The organism is Sphingobium sp. TomMM35A (genome assembly GCF_054771735.1).
Genome location: NZ_BSRC01000001.1, coordinates 2,097,853 through 2,120,043, shown reverse-complemented (window position 1 = coordinate 2,120,043; position 22,191 = coordinate 2,097,853). Strand labels below are relative to the sequence as shown.

22 protein-coding genes are annotated in these 22,191 nt (G+C 63.5%); 13 read left to right on the top strand and 9 right to left on the bottom strand.

The window, feature by feature from the left end:
* Positions 1 to 2 precede the first annotated feature (2 nt).
* The 3 genes from ACYU8T_RS10660 to ACYU8T_RS10650 all read left to right on the top strand — a co-directional run bounded on the left by ACYU8T_RS10660 (position 3) and on the right by ACYU8T_RS10650 (position 3,168).
* Entirely contained in the window at positions 3 to 2,063 is a 2,061-nt protein-coding gene (locus tag ACYU8T_RS10660) for a S9 family peptidase (protein ID WP_461159410.1), read from the top strand.
* On the top strand, positions 2,063 to 2,461 hold the full coding sequence (locus tag ACYU8T_RS10655; RefSeq protein WP_461159409.1) for an acyl-CoA thioesterase: 399 nt from the start codon (positions 2,063 to 2,065) through the stop codon (positions 2,459 to 2,461). Before ACYU8T_RS10660 ends, ACYU8T_RS10655 begins: the two co-directional genes overlap by 1 nt.
* Before the next feature lie 89 nt (positions 2,462 to 2,550).
* Positions 2,551 to 3,168 carry a hypothetical protein gene (locus ACYU8T_RS10650; RefSeq protein ID WP_201515816.1) on the top strand — a complete coding sequence of 206 codons (618 nt, stop codon included), beginning with the start codon at positions 2,551 to 2,553 and terminating at the stop codon, positions 3,166 to 3,168.
* 52 nt (positions 3,169 to 3,220) lie between these two features.
* On the opposite strand, the gene ACYU8T_RS10645 is transcribed toward ACYU8T_RS10650, so the two are convergent.
* The 6 genes from ACYU8T_RS10645 to ACYU8T_RS10620 form a co-directional block, all read right to left on the bottom strand.
* On the bottom strand, positions 3,221 to 3,499 hold the full coding sequence (locus tag ACYU8T_RS10645) for a hypothetical protein (protein WP_461159408.1): 279 nt from the start codon (positions 3,497 to 3,499) through the stop codon (positions 3,221 to 3,223).
* Between the two features lie 11 nt (positions 3,500 to 3,510).
* Complete coding sequence (locus ACYU8T_RS10640) at positions 3,511 to 5,370, bottom strand: ABCB family ABC transporter ATP-binding protein/permease (protein WP_461159795.1); 1,860 nt, start codon at positions 5,368 to 5,370, stop codon at positions 3,511 to 3,513.
* A 141-nt stretch (positions 5,371 to 5,511) separates the two neighbouring features.
* Positions 5,512 to 6,351, bottom strand: a complete 840-nt coding sequence (dapD, locus tag ACYU8T_RS10635) for a 2,3,4,5-tetrahydropyridine-2,6-dicarboxylate N-succinyltransferase (protein WP_461159407.1) — start codon at positions 6,349 to 6,351, stop codon at positions 5,512 to 5,514.
* Entirely contained in the window at positions 6,348 to 7,019 is a 672-nt protein-coding gene (locus tag ACYU8T_RS10630) for a pyrimidine 5'-nucleotidase (RefSeq protein WP_461159406.1), read from the bottom strand. Before ACYU8T_RS10630 ends, dapD begins: the two co-directional genes overlap by 4 nt.
* A gap of 212 nt (positions 7,020 to 7,231) precedes the next feature.
* Positions 7,232 to 8,107: an LOG family protein gene (locus tag ACYU8T_RS10625; RefSeq protein WP_461159405.1), complete on the bottom strand. Its 876-nt coding sequence runs from the start codon at positions 8,105 to 8,107 to the stop codon at positions 7,232 to 7,234.
* A gap of 19 nt (positions 8,108 to 8,126) precedes the next feature.
* Complete coding sequence (locus ACYU8T_RS10620; protein WP_097092919.1) at positions 8,127 to 8,834, bottom strand: extensin family protein; 708 nt, start codon at positions 8,832 to 8,834, stop codon at positions 8,127 to 8,129.
* Positions 8,835 to 9,009: 175 nt separating this feature from the next.
* Here ACYU8T_RS10620 and ACYU8T_RS10615 point away from each other — a divergent pair, with 175 nt between their 5' ends.
* The 7 genes from ACYU8T_RS10615 to ACYU8T_RS10585 all read left to right on the top strand — a co-directional run bounded on the left by ACYU8T_RS10615 (position 9,010) and on the right by ACYU8T_RS10585 (position 15,846).
* The gene (locus ACYU8T_RS10615) at positions 9,010 to 10,170 is read left to right on the top strand and encodes a phosphoserine transaminase (protein WP_461159404.1); all 1,161 of its coding nucleotides are present in this window, start codon (positions 9,010 to 9,012) and stop codon (positions 10,168 to 10,170) included.
* A 120-nt stretch (positions 10,171 to 10,290) separates the two neighbouring features.
* On the top strand, positions 10,291 to 11,871 hold the full coding sequence (gene serA, locus ACYU8T_RS10610) for a phosphoglycerate dehydrogenase (protein ID WP_461159403.1): 1,581 nt from the start codon (positions 10,291 to 10,293) through the stop codon (positions 11,869 to 11,871).
* A gap of 52 nt (positions 11,872 to 11,923) precedes the next feature.
* A complete protein-coding gene (locus tag ACYU8T_RS10605) occupies positions 11,924 to 12,307 on the top strand; it encodes an endonuclease domain-containing protein (RefSeq protein ID WP_461159402.1) in 384 nt (127 codons plus the stop codon).
* Positions 12,308 to 13,435, top strand: coding sequence for an ATP phosphoribosyltransferase regulatory subunit (locus ACYU8T_RS10600; RefSeq protein ID WP_461159401.1), 1,128 nt, complete (start codon positions 12,308 to 12,310; stop codon positions 13,433 to 13,435).
* Positions 13,436 to 13,566: 131 nt separating this feature from the next.
* Positions 13,567 to 14,856, top strand: a complete 1,290-nt coding sequence (locus ACYU8T_RS10595; protein WP_461159400.1) for an adenylosuccinate synthase — start codon at positions 13,567 to 13,569, stop codon at positions 14,854 to 14,856.
* Positions 14,857 to 14,861: 5 nt separating this feature from the next.
* The gene (locus tag ACYU8T_RS10590) at positions 14,862 to 15,044 is read left to right on the top strand and encodes a hypothetical protein (RefSeq protein ID WP_062113188.1); all 183 of its coding nucleotides are present in this window, start codon (positions 14,862 to 14,864) and stop codon (positions 15,042 to 15,044) included.
* 232 nt (positions 15,045 to 15,276) lie between these two features.
* The gene (locus tag ACYU8T_RS10585) at positions 15,277 to 15,846 is read left to right on the top strand and encodes an NADPH-dependent FMN reductase (RefSeq protein ID WP_461159399.1); all 570 of its coding nucleotides are present in this window, start codon (positions 15,277 to 15,279) and stop codon (positions 15,844 to 15,846) included.
* Here ACYU8T_RS10585 and ACYU8T_RS10580 read toward each other — a convergent pair.
* From ACYU8T_RS10580 to pdxH, 3 genes are all read right to left on the bottom strand, one after another.
* The gene (locus ACYU8T_RS10580; protein ID WP_461159398.1) at positions 15,809 to 17,125 is read right to left on the bottom strand and encodes a dicarboxylate/amino acid:cation symporter; all 1,317 of its coding nucleotides are present in this window, start codon (positions 17,123 to 17,125) and stop codon (positions 15,809 to 15,811) included. The genes ACYU8T_RS10585 and ACYU8T_RS10580 overlap by 38 nt on opposite strands.
* Positions 17,126 to 17,291: 166 nt before the next feature.
* Positions 17,292 to 18,623, bottom strand: a complete 1,332-nt coding sequence (locus ACYU8T_RS10575; RefSeq protein WP_461159397.1) for a dicarboxylate/amino acid:cation symporter — start codon at positions 18,621 to 18,623, stop codon at positions 17,292 to 17,294.
* 145 nt (positions 18,624 to 18,768) lie between these two features.
* Positions 18,769 to 19,344: a pyridoxamine 5'-phosphate oxidase gene (gene pdxH / locus ACYU8T_RS10570; RefSeq protein WP_461159396.1), complete on the bottom strand. Its 576-nt coding sequence runs from the start codon at positions 19,342 to 19,344 to the stop codon at positions 18,769 to 18,771.
* 118 nt (positions 19,345 to 19,462) lie between these two features.
* Between pdxH and ACYU8T_RS10565 the strand changes: the two genes are divergently transcribed.
* Genes ACYU8T_RS10565 through fabI form a run of 3 tightly spaced genes read left to right on the top strand, consistent with a single transcriptional unit; the run spans position 19,463 to position 22,182 of the window.
* Positions 19,463 to 20,389, top strand: a complete 927-nt coding sequence (locus ACYU8T_RS10565) for a DnaJ C-terminal domain-containing protein (protein ID WP_461159395.1) — start codon at positions 19,463 to 19,465, stop codon at positions 20,387 to 20,389.
* A 15-nt stretch (positions 20,390 to 20,404) separates the two neighbouring features.
* Entirely contained in the window at positions 20,405 to 21,376 is a 972-nt protein-coding gene (locus tag ACYU8T_RS10560; protein WP_461159394.1) for a YihY/virulence factor BrkB family protein, read from the top strand.
* Entirely contained in the window at positions 21,373 to 22,182 is an 810-nt protein-coding gene (gene fabI, locus ACYU8T_RS10555; protein ID WP_461159393.1) for an enoyl-ACP reductase FabI, read from the top strand. The genes ACYU8T_RS10560 and fabI overlap by 4 nt, the downstream gene beginning before the upstream one ends.
* Positions 22,183 to 22,191: the final 9 nt, after the last annotated feature.

Genomic DNA, 22,191 nt, shown 5'->3' with positions numbered 1-22,191 from the left:
GAATGACCGTAAACAGCATGCCTCCTTCCGCCGCCCGCCGCCCGCACAGCTTCACGCGCCATGGGATCACGGTGGAAGACCCGTGGGCGTGGCTGCGCGATCCGGGTTATCCGGACGTGAAGGACAAGGATGTCCTCACCTATCTGGAAGCGGAAAATGCCTTCTTCGAAAGCGCCATGCAGCCCCGCAAGCCGCTGACCGACGCGCTTTTTGCGGAGATGAAGGGCCGCATCAAGGAAGATGACAGCTCCGTGCCGCAAAAGGATGGGGATTATGTCTATTGGCGGGCGTTCGAAACCGGCGCGCAATATCGCAAATGGTATCGCCGTCCCGTGGCGGGCGGCGAAGATCAATTGATCCTCGACGAGCCGTCGCTGGCGGAGGGGCATGAATATTTTCGCCTCGGCGCGCTGTCGGTCAGCCCGGACGGCCGCTATCTCGCCTATGCGATCGACAATAATGGGTCCGAACGGTTCGAGGCGCGGATCAAGGACCTGTTTACCGGAGAAATCCTGCCCGAAGTCATTCCCGATACGCTGTCCTCGCTCGTCTGGACCAGTGACAGCAAGGGGCTGCTCTACGGCATCGCCAACGATCAATGGCGCACCGACAATGCGCGGCTGCACTGGCTGGGCCAACCGGTCGAAAGCGATGTCGAGCTTTTCCATGAGGATGACGACGGCTTTCGCGTGTCCGTTGGCCTCACCTCATCGGAAAAATGGATCGTTATCGCGACGGGCGACCATGTCACCACCGAAAGCTGGCTGCTTCCCGCTGACAATCCCTTGGCGCAGCCGCTGCTCGTCTCGCCACGCAAGCCGGGGCGCGAATATGATGTCGATGAGCATGAAGGCACGCTCTACCTCCGCACCAACGACACGCACCCCAATTTTCGGCTGGCGATGGCGTCGCTGGAGGCTCCGGGCGAATGGTCGGAGGTGATCCCTGCCGATCCGCATTTCTACCTCACCGACTTCACCCTGTTCAAAACCTTCTACGTCACCGAAGGACGGCAGGACGGCCTCGACCAGATCGAACTGCGCGATTACGCGACCCACGCGGCCAAGCGGCTTCCGTTCCCGGAGGCCAGCTATTCGGCCAGCCTTGACGACAATCCCGAATATGACGTGACGAAGCTGCGCATCGGCTATGAATCCATGGTCACGCCGGACACCATCTACGACTATCATCTCGCCACTGGTGAGTTGGAGGTTCTGAAGGTCCAGGAAATTCCTTCAGGATACGACGCGACCCGCTACGCGACCGAGCGGCTGACGATCCCGGCGCGGGACGGCACGCCGATCCCGGTGTCGATCGTCTATCCCAAGGACCTGCCCCGCGACGGCAGCGCGCCACTCCACCTCTACGGCTATGGCGCCTATGGTATCGCCATGGAACCTGGCTTTTCAACGAGCCGCCTGTCGCTGCTCGACCGAGGTTTCGCCTTTGCCCTCGCGCACATCCGGGGCGGCGATGACCTTGGCCAGCAATGGTATCTCGACGGCAAGCTCGACAAGCGCACCAACACGTTCAACGATTTCGTCGATGTAGCGAAAGGCCTGATCGAGCGCGGCTATACGTCAAAGGGCCGGATCAGCATTTCCGGCGGCTCGGCTGGTGGCGAACTGATGGGGGCGGTGATCAATTCCGATCCTGAACTCTGGGGCGCGGTCGTCGCGCATGTCCCCTTCGTCGATGTGCTCAACACCATGCTGGACGAAAGCCTGCCGCTGACGCCCGGCGAATGGCCCGAATGGGGCAACCCGATCGAGGACAAGGCGGCGTTCGAAACCATCCTCGCCTATGATCCCTACAACAATGTGAAGCCGCAATCCTATCCGCCGCTGCTCGTCAGCGCCGGTCTCAACGACCCGCGCGTCACCTATTGGGAACCGGCGAAATGGGTGGCGAAGCTGCGCGCAACCAAGACCGACCAGAATATCCTGCTGCTCAAGACCAATATGGGCGCGGGCCACGGCGGAAAATCGGGTCGCTTCGAAAGCCTGCAGGAAACCGCCGAGGAATTCGCCTTCATCCTCTGGCAGCTGGGCGTGGAGGACTGATGTCCTCCACCTACACCACCCAGATCATGGCAGGCTCCGAGCATATCGACATGCTCGGCCATGTGAACAACGCGGTCTGGGTGCGGTGGATGGAGCAGGTCGCGACCGAACATTGGACCCGCGACGCCGCGCCGGAGCATCTCGACGCCTATGTGTGGGTCGTGACCCGGCACGAGATCGACTATCGCGGCAACGTGCGGGAGGGAGAGACCGTAACTGCCCGCACCTGGATTCCGGAAGGGCCAAGGGGTGCACGGTTCGACCGCCACATGGAGTTCATCGGCCCTGACGGCAAGGTCAAGGTCAGCGCGAGATCGACCTGGGCTATCATCGACCGGACAAGCGGCCGCATCCTGCGCGTCCCCGCCGAAGTCGCCGCGCGCTTTCTGCCCGACTGACGGCGGCTCACCCCTCTCCAGCAACGGCGCATCTGGAACCCGGTTCGTTTCGGTACGTTACCCGGCTCTCAACATTGACAGGAGAGAATATGCGTAAATTCGGCTATTCCCTGCGCGCTCTTGCCGCGGCTTCGGCGCTTTTCCTCGCGAGCGGCCCCGCGCTCGCTGGTGACGAGGAACAGGCGCTCAAGGCAATCGCGCAGGCCCAGGGCAAGATCGACGCTGCCTCCAAATTGCAGGCTGGCCAGTTCGACCCGGCGGTACTCGCCCGCGCCCAGGCGTCGCTGCGCCTCGCTCAGGAACGGCTGAAGAGCGGCAAGGAACAGGACGCCATCAAGGCCGCCGTGGAGGCGCAAGGCTTCGCTGACACCGCCATTGGCCAGAGCCAGGCGAGCGTGAAGACGGATGCTCAGGTCCAGGCTTCGACCGCAGCGGCCGCGCAGCAGGATGCCGCCGCCGCGAACGCGCGTGCCGATGCCGCCGAGCGCGCTGCCGCATCCGCTGCTGCCGACGCGCAAGCCGCTCGCGCCGCTGCCGCGACGGTTCCCGCCGCCACCACCATCACGACCGAAACCGTGAAAACCGCGCCTGCGGCCACGGTGCGCAAGGCAGCGCCGGTGAAGCGCAAGGTCGTACGCAAGACCACTGCTGCTCCGGCTCGGGCAACGGTCGTCGAAAAAACCACGACCACCGTCACCAACCGCTGATCATTTCAGGAAAGCGGCCTCCGGCCTCGCGCCGGGGCCGCTTCCCTCACCGTCAGGAAAAGATGCCGACCGCCCCCGCCGCCCACAGCAGTGCGACCGCCAAGACAAGCGCGCCCGCTGCCGCGATCCGCTGCCAGCGCCCAGTAATCCGCCGCACGCCCCGTTCATAGACGAGCGCAGCGCCGCCCAGCAGCGCGCCTGCCGCAAGGAAGTCCCAACCGGTCCAGCGCACCTCGTCGGTGAATTGCATCGCCACCAGTGGCACAGCCAACACTAAGGCGATCACCACCCAGGGCGCAATCCGCCAGTTGTTCCGGATCGTCTGCGTCATCCCCAAGCTCCTTACCGGACCGACAATGCAGGCTGCGACCCTGCAAAATCATCTTCGATCACAGGCTCGACGGGCATGTCCTCCCGCTCCGTGGCCTGCCGCGCCCACATGGTAGCATAGAGACCATTGGACCGCACCAGATCCGCATGGCGGCCGCGCTCCACGATCCTTCCCTGGTCAAGCACAATGATCTCGTCCGCGTCCACCACCGTTGAAAGCCGATGCGCGACCACCAGCGTGGTGCGCTTGCGCGAAATGCTGCGCAACACATCCTGGATTTCCGTTTCAGTCCTGCTGTCGAGCGCGCTCGTCGCTTCGTCCAGCACCAGCACCGGCGGGTCTTTCAACAAGGTGCGGGCGATCGCCACCCGCTGCTTTTCGCCGCCCGAAAGCTTGAGGCCTCGCTCGCCGACCCGTGTGTCATAGCCCTGCGGCATCCGCATGATGAAGTCATGTATCGACGCCGCCTTGGCCGCCGCCTCAATCTCCTGCTGGCTCGCGCCTGCCCGGCCATAGCCGATATTATAGCCGACCGTGTCGTTGAACAGCACCATGTCCTGCGGCACGATGCCGATCGCCGCGCGCAGCGACGATTGCGTCACCTCGGCAATATCCTGCCCGTCGATCAGGATGCGGCCGCTTTGAATGTCATAGAAGCGGAACAGCGTCCGCGCGATCGTGGATTTGCCCGCGCCCGAAGGCCCCACGATCGCCAGCGTTTTGCCCGCCGGCACGGCGAAACTGACATCATGCAGGATTTCGCGGTCTGGATCATAGCCAAAGCGGACATGGTCAAACCGCACTTCGCCAGCCTTTACCTTGAGGGCTGGAGCCCCCGGTGCGTCGGCAATCTCCGCCTCCGTATCGATCAGCTTGTACATCGCCTCCATGTCGATCAGGCCCTGACGTATGGTGCGATAAACCATGCCGAGCAGGTCCAGCGGCCTGAATAGTTGGCTAAGCAATGTATTGACGAGAACCACGTCGCCGGTGGTGAAGCTGCCCTTGCTCCAGCCCCACACCGTGTAGCCCATCGCACCTGCCATCATCAGGTTGGTGATGAGCGACTGCCCGATGTTGAGCCAGGCGAGGCTGTTCTCGGACTTCACCGCCGCCTCGGCATAGCGGCGCATCGCCGTGCCGTAACGCGCAGCCTCACGCTCTTCGGCGCCAAAATATTTGACGGTCTCGAAATTGAGCAGGCTGTCGACGGCATGGGCAACAGCGTTGGTGTCCATGTCAACCATGTCGCGGCGAAGCTGGTTGCGCCACTCCGTGATCATGCGGGTGAACCAGATGTAGAGCCCGACCATCACCAATGTCGCGGCGACCAGCCCCGGCCCGAACTTAACGAAGAATATGACGCAGACTGCCGCCAGTTCCAGTACCGTCGGCGCGATGTTGAACAGGAGGAAATAGAGCATCGTGTCGATGCTCTTGGTGCCGCGCTCGACGATTTTGGTGACTGCGCCCGTGCGGCGATCAAGGTGAAAGCGCAGTGACAGGCGGTGCAGATGGACGAACACATCGTCGGACAGCCGCCGTCCGGCCTCCTGTCCCACCCGTTCGAACACCGCATTACGCAAATTGTCGAACAGCACGCTGCCGAACCGCGCGCCTGCATAGGCTACGACCAGCGCGATGGCGAGCGCCACGCCCGGCTCCAGCCCCGGCGCCATGCGATCGATCGCGGCCTTGTAGGCAAAGGGCATCACCAGGCTGATGACCTTGGCCAGCACCACCAGCAGCATGGCAATGGCCACCCGCCGCCGCAGCGCAGGCGCATCCGATGGCCAGAGATAGGGAAGAAACCGCCGCAGCGTCGCCCAGACAGGCGGAAGAGGCGTGTTGTCAGGTGTCGATGGCGGCATAGGCGCTATGTAGGCCATCCGGTCCTCCCCTAAAAGGGGACGGGGACCGCGGAGCGGTGGAGGGGTATTAGCGAAACTCTGGCGCCGCTACCCCTCCGTCAGCCCCATGGGCTGCCACCTCCCCTTCTAGGGGAGGATTTTTTAGTCCCGCAGCAACTCGTTGATCCCGGTCTTCGACCGCGTCTGCGCATCCACGCGCTTCACGATCACCGCGCAATAGAGGCTCGGCCCCGGCGTGCCGTCAGGCAGCGGCTTGCCCGGCAGCGATCCAGGCACGACCACCGAATAGGGCGGCACTTCGCCCATGAAGACTTCGCCCGTGGTACGATCCACGATCTTGGTCGACTGGCCGATGAACACGCCCATCGACAGCACCGATCCCTTGCCGATGCGGACGCCTTCCACGACTTCCGACCGTGCGCCGATGAAGCAGTCATCCTCGATGATCACGGGATCGGCCTGCAACGGCTCCAACACGCCGCCGATGCCGACGCCGCCCGACAGGTGGACATTTTTGCCGATCTGCGCGCAGCTGCCTACCGTCACCCAGGTGTCGACCATCGTGCCTTCATCGACGAAAGCGCCGATATTGACGAAGCTCGGCATCAGGATGACGTTCCTGGCGATGTGCGATCCGGCGCGGGCAAAGCTGCCCGGCACCGCGCGGAAACCGGCGGCGCGGAAAGCCGCTTCGTCCCAGCCTGCGAACTTGCTCGGCACCTTGTCCCACCAATGGCCAGCTCCGGGGCCGTTGTCGATCATGGCATTGTCGTTGAGGCGGAACGATAGCAACACCGCCTTCTTCGCCCACTGATTGACCTGCCAGCCATCCGCAGTGGGCTCAGCAACGCGCAACTCACCCTTGTCCAGCATCGCCAGCGCCTTGTCGACCGCCTGGCGGACCTCGCCCTGCGTCGTCAGGCTCACATTGGCCCGGTCTTCCCAGGCGGCGTCGATGGTGGCGATCAGGTCTTGGCTCATGGTCTTTCCCCAATGATGTCGGCCAGAAATGGCGTCAGATGGTCGGTCTCGAAATCGATAAAGTCGGGATGATGCTCGTGATTGCCCGCTTCAGAGCCATTGTTCACCCAGATGGTGCTCATGCCGATCGCCTTGGCGGGCTTCAAATTGCGGGCCATATCCTCGAAAAAGGCGGCGCGCGCCGGATCGACGCCATGCACGCGGCACAGCTCCGCATAGCCCGATGGATCGGGCTTGGGCACATATTGGCAGGCATGGATGTCGTGGATCAGCTCGAACGCGCCGGAAAGCCCCAGCTTGTCCAGCACCCGCCCGGCATAGGCCGCGTCGCCATTGGTGAAGATCAGCCGCCGCCCCGGCAGCGCGGCGATATGGGCGTTGAGCGCCTCATCCACTTCCAGCCGATCCATGGAAATGTCGTGCACATAGTCCAGAAATGCGCGCGGCTCGATGCCATGATGGTGCATCAGCCCCGACAACGTCGTGCCATGCTCCATGAAGTAGCGCTTCTGCGTCGCCTTCGCGACGTCTGCGTCGCAGCCGAGCAGCCCCTGGATGAACTCGCCCATCTTCACGTCGATCAGCGCGAACAGGTCCGCCTTCGCCGGGTACAGCGTATTGTCCAGATCGAAGATCCAGCAATCGACATGATCAAGCGCCGCAAGCATGGCCGCGCCCTAGTCTTCACAGCCCCACGAAGCAAGCGCCTAACCCTTCTCCCCTCGGGGGAGAAGGATACGCAGCCTTGGCCCAAATGGGCCTAGGCGAAGTTGGATGAGGGGAAGGGGCCAGACGCGTGCCTCGCCCCTCTCCAGCTCCGACTAGGCGGCACAGCCGCCAAGTCTCCACATCCTCTCCCCTGAAGGAGAGAGGATAGGCATCAACAACCCGGCGCTTCGCTATCCTGATAAAAAGTCTGCACCGCTTTCCACGCATCCTCGGCCGTCTCGACCCAGGTCAGCAGGTTCAAGTCCGAAGGCGAAATCACGCCCTCATCGGCCAGCGCCTCGAAATCCACGACCCGCGTCCAGAACTCCTTCCCGAACAGCAGCACCGGAATGGGCTTCATCTTCCCCGTCTGGATCAGGGTCAGCAATTCGAACATCTCGTCGAACGTGCCGAATCCGCCCGGAAACACCGCCAAAGCCCGCGCGCGCAGCAGAAAGTGCATCTTCCTCAGCGCGAAATAATGAAACTGGAAAGAAAGCTCCGGCGTCACGAAGCGATTGGGCGCCTGCTCATGCGGCAGCACGATGTTCATGCCGATCGTCTGCGCGCCGACATCGTCTGCGCCGCGATTGGCTGCCTCCATGATCGAAGGGCCACCGCCCGAACACACCACGAAATGGCGGCACCCCGCTTCGTTCACCGGATATTGCGCCGCGATCCGCGCCAGCTTGCGCGCTTCCTCATAATAGCGCGCCTTCTTCCCCAGATTCTCGGCGATCCGCCGTTGATCCGGCGTCGTGGCAGCGTCGATCCGCGCCTGCACTTGGCTTGGCTCCGGGATACGCGCCGACCCGTAGAAGACGAACGTCGATTCAATCTTCGCCTCGTCCATCAATAATTGCGGCTTCAGTAGCTCCAGCTGGAACCGCACCGGCCGCAAATCCTCACGCAGCAGGAATTCGGTGTCCTGGAACGCCAGGCGATAGGCGGCGCTGCTGGTCTGGGGGGTGCCCACCGCCTTCTGGGCATCGACGGCTTCCTGACGGGCGGGGCGGAATTTACGTTCTTCGATTTCTTTTCTTGTCATTCAACCCAACTTAGGAAGGTCAGCGGCAAAAGCCACCCCGTCCCCCCATATCGAAATGAAAATGATCGCGATGGGCGACATTATAATCGGGGCTCAGCACCGTGCGAAACCGCTTGCAGGCGCTGGCCCGCACCACTTCCAGAAACTGCCGCGTCTGCCGGTCGCCATTCCAGCCCTGCTCGATGGTGATCCGCCGCCCGTCCGACAGGACAAAGGCCGACACATCGACCGCATTGCTGTGCGCATGTTCGGACAGTTTGCCGCTCCCCGCGATCGGGCGGCAGTTATAGGTGCCGAACGTCTCGATCTTCTCGATCTCCGCGCCCAGGATCAGCCGCGCGGCAGGCTGCACCCCATAGCGGGCCCAAGCCGCGAAATTGGCTGCCAGCCCACATGTCATCGCGCCTAGATTGGTGGCAGGCACGCCGATGTCGAGCAGTTTGACGCTACCCATCGCCGAACATCCGCCGCCAAAATTCTGGTCGGGCAGGGGCTGGAACAGCACGGATTGCGATTGCAGCTTCACCAGGCACTGGCGCAACTCCATCGGCGGCGGCGCGGCCGGACGGGCGCTCTTCACTGGTTTGGACGGACGCTCCACCCGCCCGCGCGGCACGATGTCGCCGCCGCAGGATGCCAATGCCACGCAAAGCGCCAGCAAGGCCGCCTGACCCGCGCGACGCCTCACCGCTTCTCTGGCCGCTGTCCCCCAAACCCGCTCGTTCATGCCCATCCATTTACCACGATCTGCGGCTTTGTGGGTTAACGAGTGCATCGGTTCATCGCATCCAGCCCTTCGTCTGGACTCATTGGCCGCTTGACTCTTTGTCCGCGATCTTTAGGGCGGCCAGCGGGCCACGCGGTCCCAACGCCGCGCGAGCTCTCTGCAAGGAGAAGCGTACATGACTGAAGTGACTGCCGCCGACGCCACCATTGCGCCCGCGGCCAAGCCCGCTACCAAGCCGGCTCGCCCCTATTTTTCTTCCGGTCCCTGCGCCAAGCCTCCGGGCTGGAGCGCCGAAAAGCTGAGCGCTGAATCCCTCGGCCGCTCGCACCGTGCCAAGATCGGCAAGACCCGCCTTGCTTACTGCATCGACCTGATGCGGGAACTGCTGAACCTGCCCGACACGCACCGCATCGGCATCGTGCCCGGCTCCGACACCGGCGCCTTCGAAATGGCGATGTGGACCATGCTGGGCGCCCGTCCGGTGACGACGCTTGCCTGGGAAAGCTTCGGCGAAGGTTGGGTAACGGACGCCGCCAAGCAGCTGAAGCTCGACCCGACGGTTATCCGCGCCGACTATGGCCAGCTGCCCGACCTGAACACTGTGAACTTCGCCCATGACGTGCTGTTCACCTGGAACGGCACGACGTCGGGCGTGCGCGTGCCCAACGCCGACTGGATCCCCACCGATCGCGAAGGCCTGACCTTCGCCGACGCCACCAGCGGCGTGTTCGCCTACGAGATCGACTGGAGCAAGATCGACGTCGCCACCTTCTCCTGGCAGAAGGTGCTGGGGGGTGAGGGCGGTCATGGCGTGCTGATCCTCGGCCCCCGCGCGGTCGAGCGCCTTGAAACCCACACCCCCGCATGGCCGCTGCCCAAGGTCTTCCGCCTGATGGCGAAGGGCAAGCTTGCCGAAGGCATCTTCAAGGGCGAGACGATCAACACCCCCTCCATGCTGGCGGTCGAAGACGCGATCTTCGCGCTGGAATGGGGCAAGTCGCTGGGCGGCCTTCAGGGCCTGATCGCGCGCAGCAACGCCAATGCCGCGGCGCTCAACAAGATCGTCGAGGAACGCGATTGGCTTGGCCATCTCGCCGCCGATCCCGCCACCCGCTCGACCACCAGCGTCTGCCTGACGGTGGAGGGCGCTGACGAAGCCTTCATCAAGAGCATGGCTGGCCTGCTGGAGAAGGAAGGCGCCGCTTACGACGTCGCAGGTTATCGCGATGCCCCGGCTGGCCTGCGCATCTGGTGCGGCGCGACGGTCGAAACCGCCGATATCGAAGCGTTGGGTCCCTGGCTCGACTGGGCCTACGCAACGGCCAAGGCTGGCTGATTTAGCTTAACCGCGTCACCCCGGCCTTGAGCCGGGGCCCCGCTTCTTCTTCATGTCCGCCCGCAGATAAGCGGGACCCCGGATCAAGTCCGGGGTGACGAGGAAACATAGGAATTCTACATGCCCAAGGTACTTATTTCCGACAAGATGGACCCCCGCGCCGCCGCGATCTTCCGCGAACGTGGCGTCGAGGTCGACGAAATCACCGGCAAGACCCCCGACGAACTGAAGGCGATCATCGGCCAATATGACGGCCTCGCCATCCGTAGCTCGACCAAGGTCACCAAGGACATTCTCGACCACGCGACCAACCTCAAGGTGATCGGCCGCGCAGGTATCGGCGTCGACAATGTCGACATCCCGGCTGCCTCGGCCAAGGGCGTGATCGTGATGAACACGCCGTTCGGCAACTCCATCACCACCGCCGAACATGCCATCGCGCTGATGTTCGCGCTGGCCCGCCAACTGCCCGAAGCCAATGCCCAGACCCAGCAGGGCCTGTGGCCCAAGAACGGCTTCATGGGCGTGGAAGTCACCGGCAAGACGCTGGGCCTGATCGGCGCGGGCAATATCGGTTCGATCGTCGCCAGCCGCGCACTCGGCCTCAAGATGAAGGTCGTCGCCTTCGATCCCTTCCTCACCCCCGAACGCGCCGTGGAAATGGGCGTGGAAAAGGCGGATCTCGACACGCTGCTGGCGAAGGCGGACTTCATCACGCTGCATACGCCGCTAACCGACCAGACCCGCAACATCCTGAGCAAGGAAAATCTCGCCAAGACCAAGAAGGGCGTACGCATCATCAACTGCGCGCGTGGCGGTCTGGTCGATGAGGCCGCACTCAAGGAAGCGATGGATTCGGGCCATGTCGCTGGCGCCGCGCTCGACGTGTTCGTTCAGGAACCGGCCAAGGAATCGCCGCTGTTCGGCACGCCCAACTTCATCTGCACCCCGCACCTCGGCGCATCGACCGACGAAGCGCAGGTCAATGTCGCGCTTCAGGTTGCTGAGCAACTCAGCGACTATCTGCTCGACGGCGGCATCACCAACGCGCTGAACGTGCCGAGCCTGTCCGCTGAAGAAGCGCCCAAGCTCAAGCCCTATATGGCTCTGGCCGAAGAACTGGGCAGCCTCGTCGGCCAGTTGGAAGGCGATCGCATTCAGGGCGTTTCGGTCGAGGTCGAAGGTCATGCCGCCGAACTCAACCAGAAGCCGATCACGGCTGCGGTGCTCGCTGGCCTGATGCGCGTCTATTCGGACACGGTGAACATGGTCAACGCGCCCTTCCTCGCGAAGGAACGCGGCCTCGATGTCCGCGAAGTGCGTCATGACCGCGAGGGTGACTACCAGACCCTCGTCCGCGTCACGGTGAAGACCGAGGGCGGCGACAAGTCGGTTGCAGGCACCCTGTTCGGTCACGGCAGCCCGCGTCTGGTCGAATTGTTCGGCATCAAGGTCGAAGCCGACCTCGAAGGCCATATGCTCTACATCGTCAACCAGGACGCTCCGGGCTTCATCGGCCGTCTCGGCTCGACGCTGGGTGAGGCAGGCGTCAACATCGGCACCTTCCACCTCGGCCGCCGCAGCCAGGGTGGCGAAGCCGTGCTGCTGCTGTCGGTCGACGGCGCGGTCAGCGAAGAAGTGCTGAACGACATCTGCAAGCTTGCAGGCGTCAAGACGGTGAAGCTGCTGCGCTTCGCGTGATGCTTAAAAGCCCTCCCCCCTCGGGGGGAGGGTTGGGAGAGGGGGAGGAGCGGTGCGTCTCGACCCAAAGCTCAAGGAACGCGCGAGACAAATGCGCGCTAATCCAACTCCCGCCGAACAGAGACTGTGGCTTGCCCTTCGCGCGAACCGCTTAGAAAATCAGCAATTCACCCGGCAAACGATCATCGCGCCCTACATTGTAGATTTTGCGTCCAAGGCGTCGAAACTCATCTTCGAGATCGACGGGGATACACATTCCGCCAAAGATCGCTATGACGCACGGCGAACGGAATTTCTGGAATCGCTAGGATATCACGTGCTTCGTTTTGGCAACCCGGATGTGATGGGGAATATTGAGGGCGTGCTTCGCGTGATCGCTCAAGCGTTGCGCGGATTCCCCTCTCCCAAACCCTCCCCCCAAGGGGGGAGGGCTTAAATGAGCATCCCTCCCGGCCTCCTCCCCGAAGGACTGTCCGACCGCCTGCCGCCGCAGGCCGAAGCCTCCGCGCGCCTCGCGCGCCGCGTGCTCGATACGGTCGCATCGCACGGCTATGAGCGCGTCATGCCTCCTCTCGCCGAATTTGAAGAAACGCTGGTCAGCCGCTTGAAATCCATGCGCGCGCAGGACCTCGTCCGTGCGATCGATCCGGTCTCGCAGCGCAGCCTGGCGCTTCGCCCCGACATGACCGCACAGGTCGGCCGCATCGCCGCCACTCGCCTCGCCAGCGCGCCGCGCCCACTCCGCCTTTCCTATGGCGGTCCCGTGATCCGCCTCAAGGCGAACCAGCTCCGCCCCGAACGCGAGCGACTGCAAGTCGGCGCCGAACTCATCGGCAGCGACAGCGTCGCCGCAGCGGTCGAGATCGTGAATGTCGCGATCGAAGCACTCCAGGCGGCAGGCGTGACCGGCATCACCATCGATTTTACCCTGCCGGACCTGATCGATAGCCTCGCCGCCGGGCCGCTCCCGCTCGCGCGCGACGAGATAGAAGCGGTCCGCGCGGAACTCGATGCCAAGGACGCTGGCGCGCTCGCTGCGATCAGCCCCGCCGCCGCCGCCTATCTCCCCCTGATGGAAGCGACCGGGCCCTTCCACCCAGCAATGGAAAAGCTCGAAGCGCTCAATGCCAAGCTGGGCAGCGCGATCGACAGCCGCATTGCGGGGCTGCGCGCCATCGCCAAGCCGATCGGCTGGGACATTACACTGACGCTGGACCCCACCGAGCGCCATGGTTTCGAATATCAGAATTGGTTCGGCTTCTCCATCTTCGCGGAAGGCTTCATTGGAGAGATCGGCCGGGGCGGCAGCTACGCCATCACCCGTGCGGACGGATCGGAAGAACCGGCCATGGGCTTCTCGCTCTACCCTGATCCCCTGATCGATGCCGGTTTCGGCGCGGGTAGTCCGAAGCGCCTGTTCCTCCCCCTTCATCACGACCAAAGTCGCGCCGCGCAACTTCGTGCAGATGGCTGGCAGACCGTTGCCGCCCTCACGGCGCGAGAAAATGGCGAAGCGCTGCGCTGCACTCACTGGCTGAATGGCGACGAACCGCACGCCTACTGACTTGACCCAGGGATGGCGCACGGCTAACGCGCGCCCCGCATAGGGCGTGAAGCGCCCATCCTATCCCACCGGCATGCCGAGTCCCGTCGAAGGGCATGGCCGGTCCGCGCGGCGGGCGGAGGACTGTATCTGTGGCAAATGTGACCGTGATCGGCGCTCAATGGGGCGACGAAGGCAAGGGCAAGATCGTCGACTGGCTGTCGGAGCGCGCCGATGTCGTCGCCCGCTTCCAGGGCGGCCATAATGCCGGCCACACGCTCGTCGTGGGCGAGAAGGTCTATAAGCTCTCGCTGCTCCCTTCGGGCATCGTGCGCGGCACGCTGAGCGTTATCGGAAACGGTGTCGTCCTCGATCCCTGGCACTTCCGCGATGAAGTCGCGAAGCTGAAGGGGCAGGGCGTCGAGATCACCCCCGAAAACCTGCAGATCGCCGAAACCTGCCCGCTGATCCTCCCCTTCCACCGCGATCTCGACGGCCTGCGCGAAGACGCTTCGGGCGCGGGCAAGATCGGCACCACCCGCCGCGGCATCGGCCCGGCCTATGAGGACAAGGTCGGCCGCCGCGCCATCCGCGTCTGCGACCTCGCCCATCTCGACGACCTTGGTCCTCAGCTTGACCGCCTGACCGCCCACCATGACGCCCTGCGCGCCGGTTTCAATGAAGCCCCGATCGACCGCGACGCGCTGATGGCGGACCTCCGCGACATCGCCCAGTTCATCCTGCCCTTCGTCAAGCCCGTCTGGCTGACCCTCAACAAGGCAAAGGCAGCGGGCCAGCGCATCCTGTTCGAAGGCGCGCAGGGCACCTTGCTCGACATCGACCACGGCACCTATCCCTTCGTCACCTCATCCAACACGGTCGCGGGCACGGCGGCGAGCGGCACCGGCCTTGGCCCGAACGGCGCGGGCTTCGTGCTCGGCATCGTCAAGGCCTACACCACCCGCGTCGGCTCCGGTCCCTTCCCGACCGAGCAGGAAAATGACGTCGGCCAGCGCCTTGGCGAACGCGGCCATGAATTCGGCACCGTGACGGGGCGCAAGCGCCGCTGCGGCTGGTTCGACGCCGTGCTGGTGCGCCAGTCGGTTGCCGTGTCGGGCGTCACCGGCATCGCGCTCACCAAGCTCGACGTGCTCGACGGCTTCGACACGCTCAAGATCTGCGTCGGCTATAAGATCGGCGACCGGACCTTCGACTATCTCCCCGCCCATGCGCAGGACCAGGCGAAGGCGGAGCCGATCTACGAGGATATCGAAGGTTGGCAGGACACAACGGCGGGCGCGCGCAGCTGGGCCGACCTCCCGGCCCAGGCGATCAAATATATCCGCCGAATCGAGGAACTGATCGGCTGCCCGGTCACGCTCGTCTCCACCAGTCCCGAGCGTGAGGACACCATCCTCGTGCGTGATCCTTTCGCGGACTAAGTAGCATGGCAGGCGATCGCTTCGAACGGCACAAGCAGCCCTGGACCGCCGACGAGCTGCAAAAGCTCCATTCGCTGGCGAAGAAGGGCATGGCGCTGAAGGCGATCGCCAAGGCCCTGACGCGCAGCGAGGAGTCGGTAAAAGCTCGCGCCAAACAGGACGGCCTCTCCATCGCCAAGCTGCGTTAAGGCCGCCAACGGAACAAGACGCGCCTGCTCCTTCTCCCGCTGGCGGGAGAAGGATACGCAGCCTTGCAGCGTGCGGGCTGGGCGAAGTTGGATGAGGGTGGCCCGCTAACCCTCACCCTCCCACCGCTTTGCGGCGGGCCCCTCCCACTCCCGTAAACGGGAGAGGGAGGCCGCTGCCGAAGGCCATCTGCAAACCCTGGACGCAGCCTCCACCGTCTGCGACAATGGCCGCATGTCCCTCAACATCCTCGTCCTCTACGGGTCCTACCGCCGCGGCCGCATGGGCATCCGCCTTGCCGACTATCTCATCAACGGATTCCAGCAACTCGGCCACGAAGCGGAACTGATCGACGCCATGCACGCCGGTCTCCCCATGCTCGACCAGCGCTACAGCGACTATCCGCCCGGCGAAGCGCCCACTGCCATGGCGGCGCTCGCCGACCGCCTCACTGCCGCCGACGCATTCGTCTTCGTCGCGGGCGAATATAATCGCGGCGTCCAACCGGGCCTCAAGAACCTCGTCGATCATTATCTCAAGGAGTTCGACAAGCGCCCGGCAGGCATCGCCAGCTATTCGGCTGGCCGCTATGCCGGGGTGAACAGCCACGCTGCATGGACGGTGACGCTCTCCGCCATGGGCATGGCGGTCATTCCCGAACGCCTGAGCGTCGGCCAGATCGGCCAAACGCTTGACGAGCAGGGCCAGCCGCAAGGTGATGGTGGCGCGGCGCTCGCGCGCGGATTCAACGGCTTTGCCGACAGTCTCATTTGGTGGGCAGAGGCGGCAAAGGCGGCTCGCTGACCGCTTCTGCCGGTTCGCCTGCCGAGATGACGGCTGCGGCGACCAGATCGCCGGTGACGTTCAGAGTGGTGCGGCACATATCGAGCAACCGATCGACGCCCAACACCAATGCGATCCCCTCTGGCGGCACGCCCACCATGCCCAGGATCAACGCGATCACGGGCAGTGATCCGGCTGGCACACCCGCCGTTCCTACCCCGCCCAATATGCACACCAGCATGACCATCAACTGCTGTGCCCAATCCAGTTCGATGCCAAAGAACTGGGCGAGGAACAAGACGGTGATCCCCTCGAACATGGCCGTGCCGTTCTGGTTTGCCGTCGCACCGATCGTCAGAACGAAGCGCGCGATCCGGCGGGGCAGGCCCAGTTGTTCCTCGGCCACGCGAATTGCAGTGGGCAGCGTCGCGTTGGACGATGCGGTGGCAAAGGCCATCACCATCGCCTCCTGCGCCCCTGCGAAAAAGGCGATCGGCGATCGTCGTGCGAAAATGGCGAGCAGCAGCGAATAGACGACCACCATTTGAAACAGCAGTGCCAGCACGACAACACCGACATAGGCGGACAACCGCTCCAGCAATTCCCATCCGAACTGCGCTGCCAGGTTGAACATGAAGCATGTGATGGCGATAGGCGCCAGCCGAATGACCAATCCCATCAGCCGCATGGTGACTTCGAACAACCCCTCCATCGCCGATAGCAGCAGGCGGCTCTGTTCCGTTCGAACCAGCACCAGGCCTATGCCGAAGAAAAGGGCAAAGACCATCACTGCCAATATATCGTTGTTCGCCATCGCCTTGACGATGTTGTCCGGCACCATCGCGATCAGGGCGTCCATCCCGTGAGGTGCTTCTCCGCCCCGGGCCAGGATGGCGCGGGCGCCCGCGCCGGCATCGTCCAGCATCGCTCGCGCCTGAACAGGATCGACCCCGTCGCCGGGGCGCAGGATGTTGACGGCGGCCAGGCTGATGAGGACGGCGATGCTCGATACCAGCAGCGTGTAGAGCAGGGTCTTGATCCCCACCCGGCGCAGCGTGCGCATCTCGCCCATCTCGGCGATGCCTACGATCAGAGCGGACACCAGCAGCGGGATCACCAGCATGAACAGCAGTCGCAGGAACAGTTGGCCAATGGGCCCGGTGACATAGGTGGTGACCTGATCGACCCAGGCCGCTTCAGGCGCGCTGGCATGGACGATCAGTCCTAGGATCAGTCCGATCAGGAATCCGGCCAGCATCTGCCACTGAAGTGACAGGGCTCGTCTGCCCGCTATCGTCATCTCATGCTTGCCAGGATGCGCATGCACTAAGAACCGTTGACGCAGCGTAATGTTGCAGGCTGCGCAGCCCTGCGGCAATGTGTCGCGCGAGAAGTCGTCCTGTTGCCATAGGTCGGGGATGAGGCTCCCCGTGGCTCAATCCGTCAGTTGCGCGGCCTTCCAAGGCTCATCGCCGATGGTCCTCTTCTACCATGTCCGGCGCCAGCTCTAGCCCGGCACGACCGTGCGCCGGTGTATGGGCTGGCGCCTTGGGATGCGGAACATAGTCCGGCTCCTCGACTTCCAGCATGCCTTCCCATTTGGTGATGACGGACGTCGCGATGGCGTTGCCCAGCACGTTCGTCGCTGTCCGGCCCATGTCCATGAAATGATCCACCGCCAGGATGAAGGCGATCCCCTCGACCGGAAGGTCGAACTGCCCCAGCGTGGCTGCGACGACGACCAGCGAGGCGCGCGGGACCGCCGCGATGCCCTTGCTGGTCACCATCAACACCAGCAGGATGGTGATCTGCGTCGCGATCGGCAGGTCGATGCCATAGGCTTGCGCGATGAAGATCGTAGCGAAGGTCGAATACATCATCGACCCGTCGAGGTTGAACGAATAGCCGAGCGGGAGGACGAAGCTGTAGATGCGGCGCGGCACGCCAAAGCGGTCCAGCTGCTCCAGCATCTTGGGATAGGCCGCTTCGGACGATGCCGTGGAAAAGGCGATCAGCAGCGGCTCGCGTACATATTTCAGCAGCTTGCCCATCCGCCGCCCGAGGAACAGCGCGCCGGCGCAGCACAGCAATATCCACAGGGCAAGGAGCGACAGGTAGAACTCACCCACCAACTCGCCGAAGGTCTTGAGCACGCCCAGCCCTTCGGTCGTGATCGCCGACGCCAGCGCCCCGAACACGGCGAAGGGCGCCACCCGCATGACATAGCCGGTGACCTGCAGCATCAGCTCGACCATCGCCTCGATCACCGTCACGATGGGCTTGCCCTTCTCCCCGATCGCCGTCAGCGCAACGCCGACGAACAGCGAAAAGACGACGATCTGCAGGATCGAATTTTCCGCCATTGCCCCGACCATGGAGGTTGGGAAGACGTGCAGGACGAAATCCCTGAAATTGAGCGCTTCGGTGTTGACGCCGGACTCAGCGCCCGAGCGCACAAGGTTCAGCCCCTCGCCCGGCGCGAAGAAATTGACGAAGACCAGGCCCAGCGTCAGCGAAATCAGGCTCGCGATGATGAACCAGGCGAGGGCGCGTCCGCCGATCCGCCCCAGCGCCGCGCTGTCTCCCATATGGGCGATGCCAGCGACCAGCGTGGAAAACACCAGCGGCGCGATGATCATTTTGATCAGGTGCAGGAATATGTCGGCCAGCAGGTGGAAATAACCCGCGACGTCCTTCGCCAATGCCTTGTCGCCACCGACCCACAGATTGGCGACAAAGCCAGTCACTACTCCCAGGAACATGCCGGCAAGGATGAAGGCCGTCAGTTTATTCCGCATGCATTCCCTCTTCGCCGTGCTGGCCGCACATCTAGCAAGCACCCGCCCGGACGCCTAACCTTTTGAACGAACGGCGACCCGCTTTCCTCGCCCAATGCAGGACCCATCCACTCCACGATCCGGCGGGGAAGGAAGGGTGGCGGCTTCAGGGATAAAGCAGTCCTTCGCTCCACCCCTGTCCATCGCGGATGAACAGACGTCGCTCATGCAGGCGATGTTCGCGGTCCTGCCAGAATTCGATACGCTCCGGCACCACGCGGAAACCCGACCAGTGCGGCGGGCGGGGCACGGGTCTGCCCTCGAACCGGGCAAGCGCATCGGCATAGCGGCTCATGAAGACATCGCGGGAAGGCAGGGGGCGTGATTGGTCCGAAGCCCAGGCGCCTAGTTGGCTATCGCGGCTGCGCGTTGCGAAATAGGCATCGGCGGTGGCGTCGTCCACGGTTTCCACCGGTCCTTCGATGCGGATTTGCCGCCGCAGGCTTTTCCAGTGGAACAGCAGCGCCGCATGCGGATTGGCCAGCAAATCGTCAGCCTTGCGCCCTTCGAAATTGGTGTAGAAGACAAAGCCGTCCGGCCCATGCCCTTTCAGCAGCACCATCCGCACCGAAGGTCGCCCGCGCGCGTCGGCTGTGGCCAGCGACATCGCGTTGCTGTCGTTGATCTCGCTCTGGCGCGCTTCGCCATACCATTGGTCGAACAGGGTGAATGGGTCGGTCATGCCGGTGGTCTAAGCCTCGATTCGGCCGATGTCGATGGTCGCGCCGCTTGAACGATCGTGACAGTTTCGCCACATATGCAGCAAATCGGTTTTCATGAACAAGGATAGACACTCGGCAATGGCGGATCCCTACTCCACACTTGGCGTCGCGCGCGGCGCGAGCGAGGCAGAGATCAAGTCGGCCTACCGCAAGCTCGCCAAGGAGCTTCACCCTGACCGGAACCAGGACAATCCCAAGGCGGCGGAGAAGTTCTCGGCCGTCACCGGCGCCTATGACCTGTTGTCCGACAAGGACAAGCGCGCCCGTTTCGACCGCGGCGAAATCGACGGCGACGGCAATCCGACTGCGCCCTTCGGCTTTGGCGGCAATGGCGGCGGCTTTCGCGGCCGTCCCGGAGCAGGCGGAGGCTTCGAGTTTAACGAGGGCGGTGACTTCGGCGATATCTTCGAAGGATTGTTCGGCGGTGGTGGCGCTCGCCAGCGCGGCGGCGGCTTTGGCGGCTTCGGCAGGGGCGCTCCTCCGCAAAAAGGCGCGAACGTCTCTTACCGGCTGGCCGTCGCCTTCGTCGATGCCGCCACGCTCGCCCCGCAGCGCATCACCCTGCAGGATGGCAAGACCATCGACTTGAAGCTCCCCGCGGGCGTCGAAAGCGGGACGCAGATGCGCTTGTCGGGCAAGGGGCAGGCAGGGCCGGCCGGGGCAGGGGACGCGATCGTTACGATCGAAATCAAACCGCACCCGTTCTTCACGCGCGATGGCGACAATGTTCTTCTCGATCTCCCCATATCGCTCGACGAAGCGGTGAAGGGCGGCAAGGTGAAGGTGCCGACCGTCGATGGCCCGGTGATGCTCGGCATCCCTGCGGGCACGACGTCGGGCAAGACTCTGCGCCTGCGCGGCAAGGGCTTCACGCACAAGGGTGGTGAGCGGGGCGACCAGCTCGTCCGTCTGCTCATCGACTTGCCTGGCGACGATGCGGCCCTCAAATCCTTCGTCGAGGGTTGGCAGGACGGGCGGGCCGTTCGCGCCCATCTGGGCGTCTAGGGCGTTAGGGGAGGGATGCCGCAGCCTTCACCCTATTCGCCTGAATCCCGCCGTCAAAAGCTTGCTCACGGCGCCCGCGCTCGCTTCGACCGCGGCATGGCAATGTTTCGCGCCGGCAGCCACGCCTTCGAAATCATGAAGCGCGTGGCCGTAGGCACCTATAGTGATGGCTTCATCCATGCGGGCAACCTTGCCTATCTGTCGCTGATGACGCTGTTTCCCTTCTTCATCGTGGCGGCGGCGGTGGCCAGCATCTTTGGCCGGTCGCAGGACGGGCTGGCGGCGGTCGGCGCATTTCTCGAAACCGTGCCGCCTGGCGTTGCAAACGTCGTGAGGCAGCCGATCATCGATGTCATCAACGCCCGCACCGGCCCGTTGCTCTGGCTTGGCGGTCTTGTCGGCCTCTGGACGGTCGGCAGCCTCATTGAAACGATCCGGGACATTCTTCGCCGCGCCTATGGCACCAGGAGCACGCGACCCTTCTGGCACTATCGCCTGACCGCGATCGGGATAACGCTGATCAGTGTCTTCGCGGTGATGTTCGCCTTCTCGCTTCAGATCATCATCACCGCCATCGACCAGTTCCTGCGCCAGATCCTGCCCTTTGCCGACGAGGCGATCCAGATCGTCAGCCTGACCCGCCTGCTTCCGATGCTGATCCTCTGCATTGCCCTCTACTACCTCTATTTCTCGCTGACGCCGAGCGCCTACAAGGACAAGCGCTTCCCGAAATGGCCTGGTGCGGTAGCCACGGCATTGTGGTGGTATGGCGTCACCATGCTGCTGCCACCCACGCTCTCGCTGCTTGGCGGCTATGATCGCACCTATGGCAGCCTGGCCGGCGTGATGATTACGCTGATTTTTTTCTTCCTCGTCGGCCTTGGCGTGGTAATTGGCGCGGAACTCAATGCGGCGCTTGCTGAATTTCCCGAAGAGGAACTGGAGCAAGCCACCGCAGACAGCAAAGGGAACGGGACATCAGAATGACTGGCTTGATGGCGGGGAAGCGGGGTCTGATCATGGGCCTCGCTAATGACAAGTCGCTTGCATGGGGCATTTCCAAGGCGTTGCGCGCACAGGGGGCAGAGCTTGCCTTTTCCTACCAGGGCGATGCGCTGGCAAAGCGCGTGCGCCCGCTTGCGCAGGAGCTGGGATCGGACTTCCTGCTCGATTGCGACGTCTCGGACATGGCAAAGCTCGACACCGCCTTCGACGAAGTGAAGGCGCGCTGGGGCAAGCTCGATTTCGTCGTGCATGCGATCGGCTTTTCCGACAAGAACGAACTGCGCGGCAAATATGTCGATACCAGCCTCGAAAACTTCCTGATGACCATGAACATCTCGGCCTACAGCTTCGTCGCCGTCGCCCGGCGCGCGCGCGAACTGATGGCGGAAGGCGGCAGTCTGCTGACCCTGTCCTACTATGGCGCGGAAAAGGTCATCCCTCACTATAACGTCATGGGCGTTGCCAAGGCGGCGCTGGAAACCAGCGTCAAATATCTGGCGATGGACCTGGGTCCAGAAAATATCCGGGTCAATGCCATCTCGGCGGGGCCCATCAAGACGCTGGCCGCCAGCGGCATCGGCGACTTCCGCTACATCATGAAGTGGAATGAATTGAACAGCCCGCTTCGCCGTAATGTGACGATCGAAGATGTGGGGGGCGCGGCCCTCTACCTTTTGTCCGATCTCGCATCGGGCGTTACGGGTGAAATCCACCATGTGGACGCGGGCTATAACGTCGTCGGCATGAAGGCAGAAGACGCCCCCGACATCGCGCTCGACAAGGGCTGATCCGCGCGT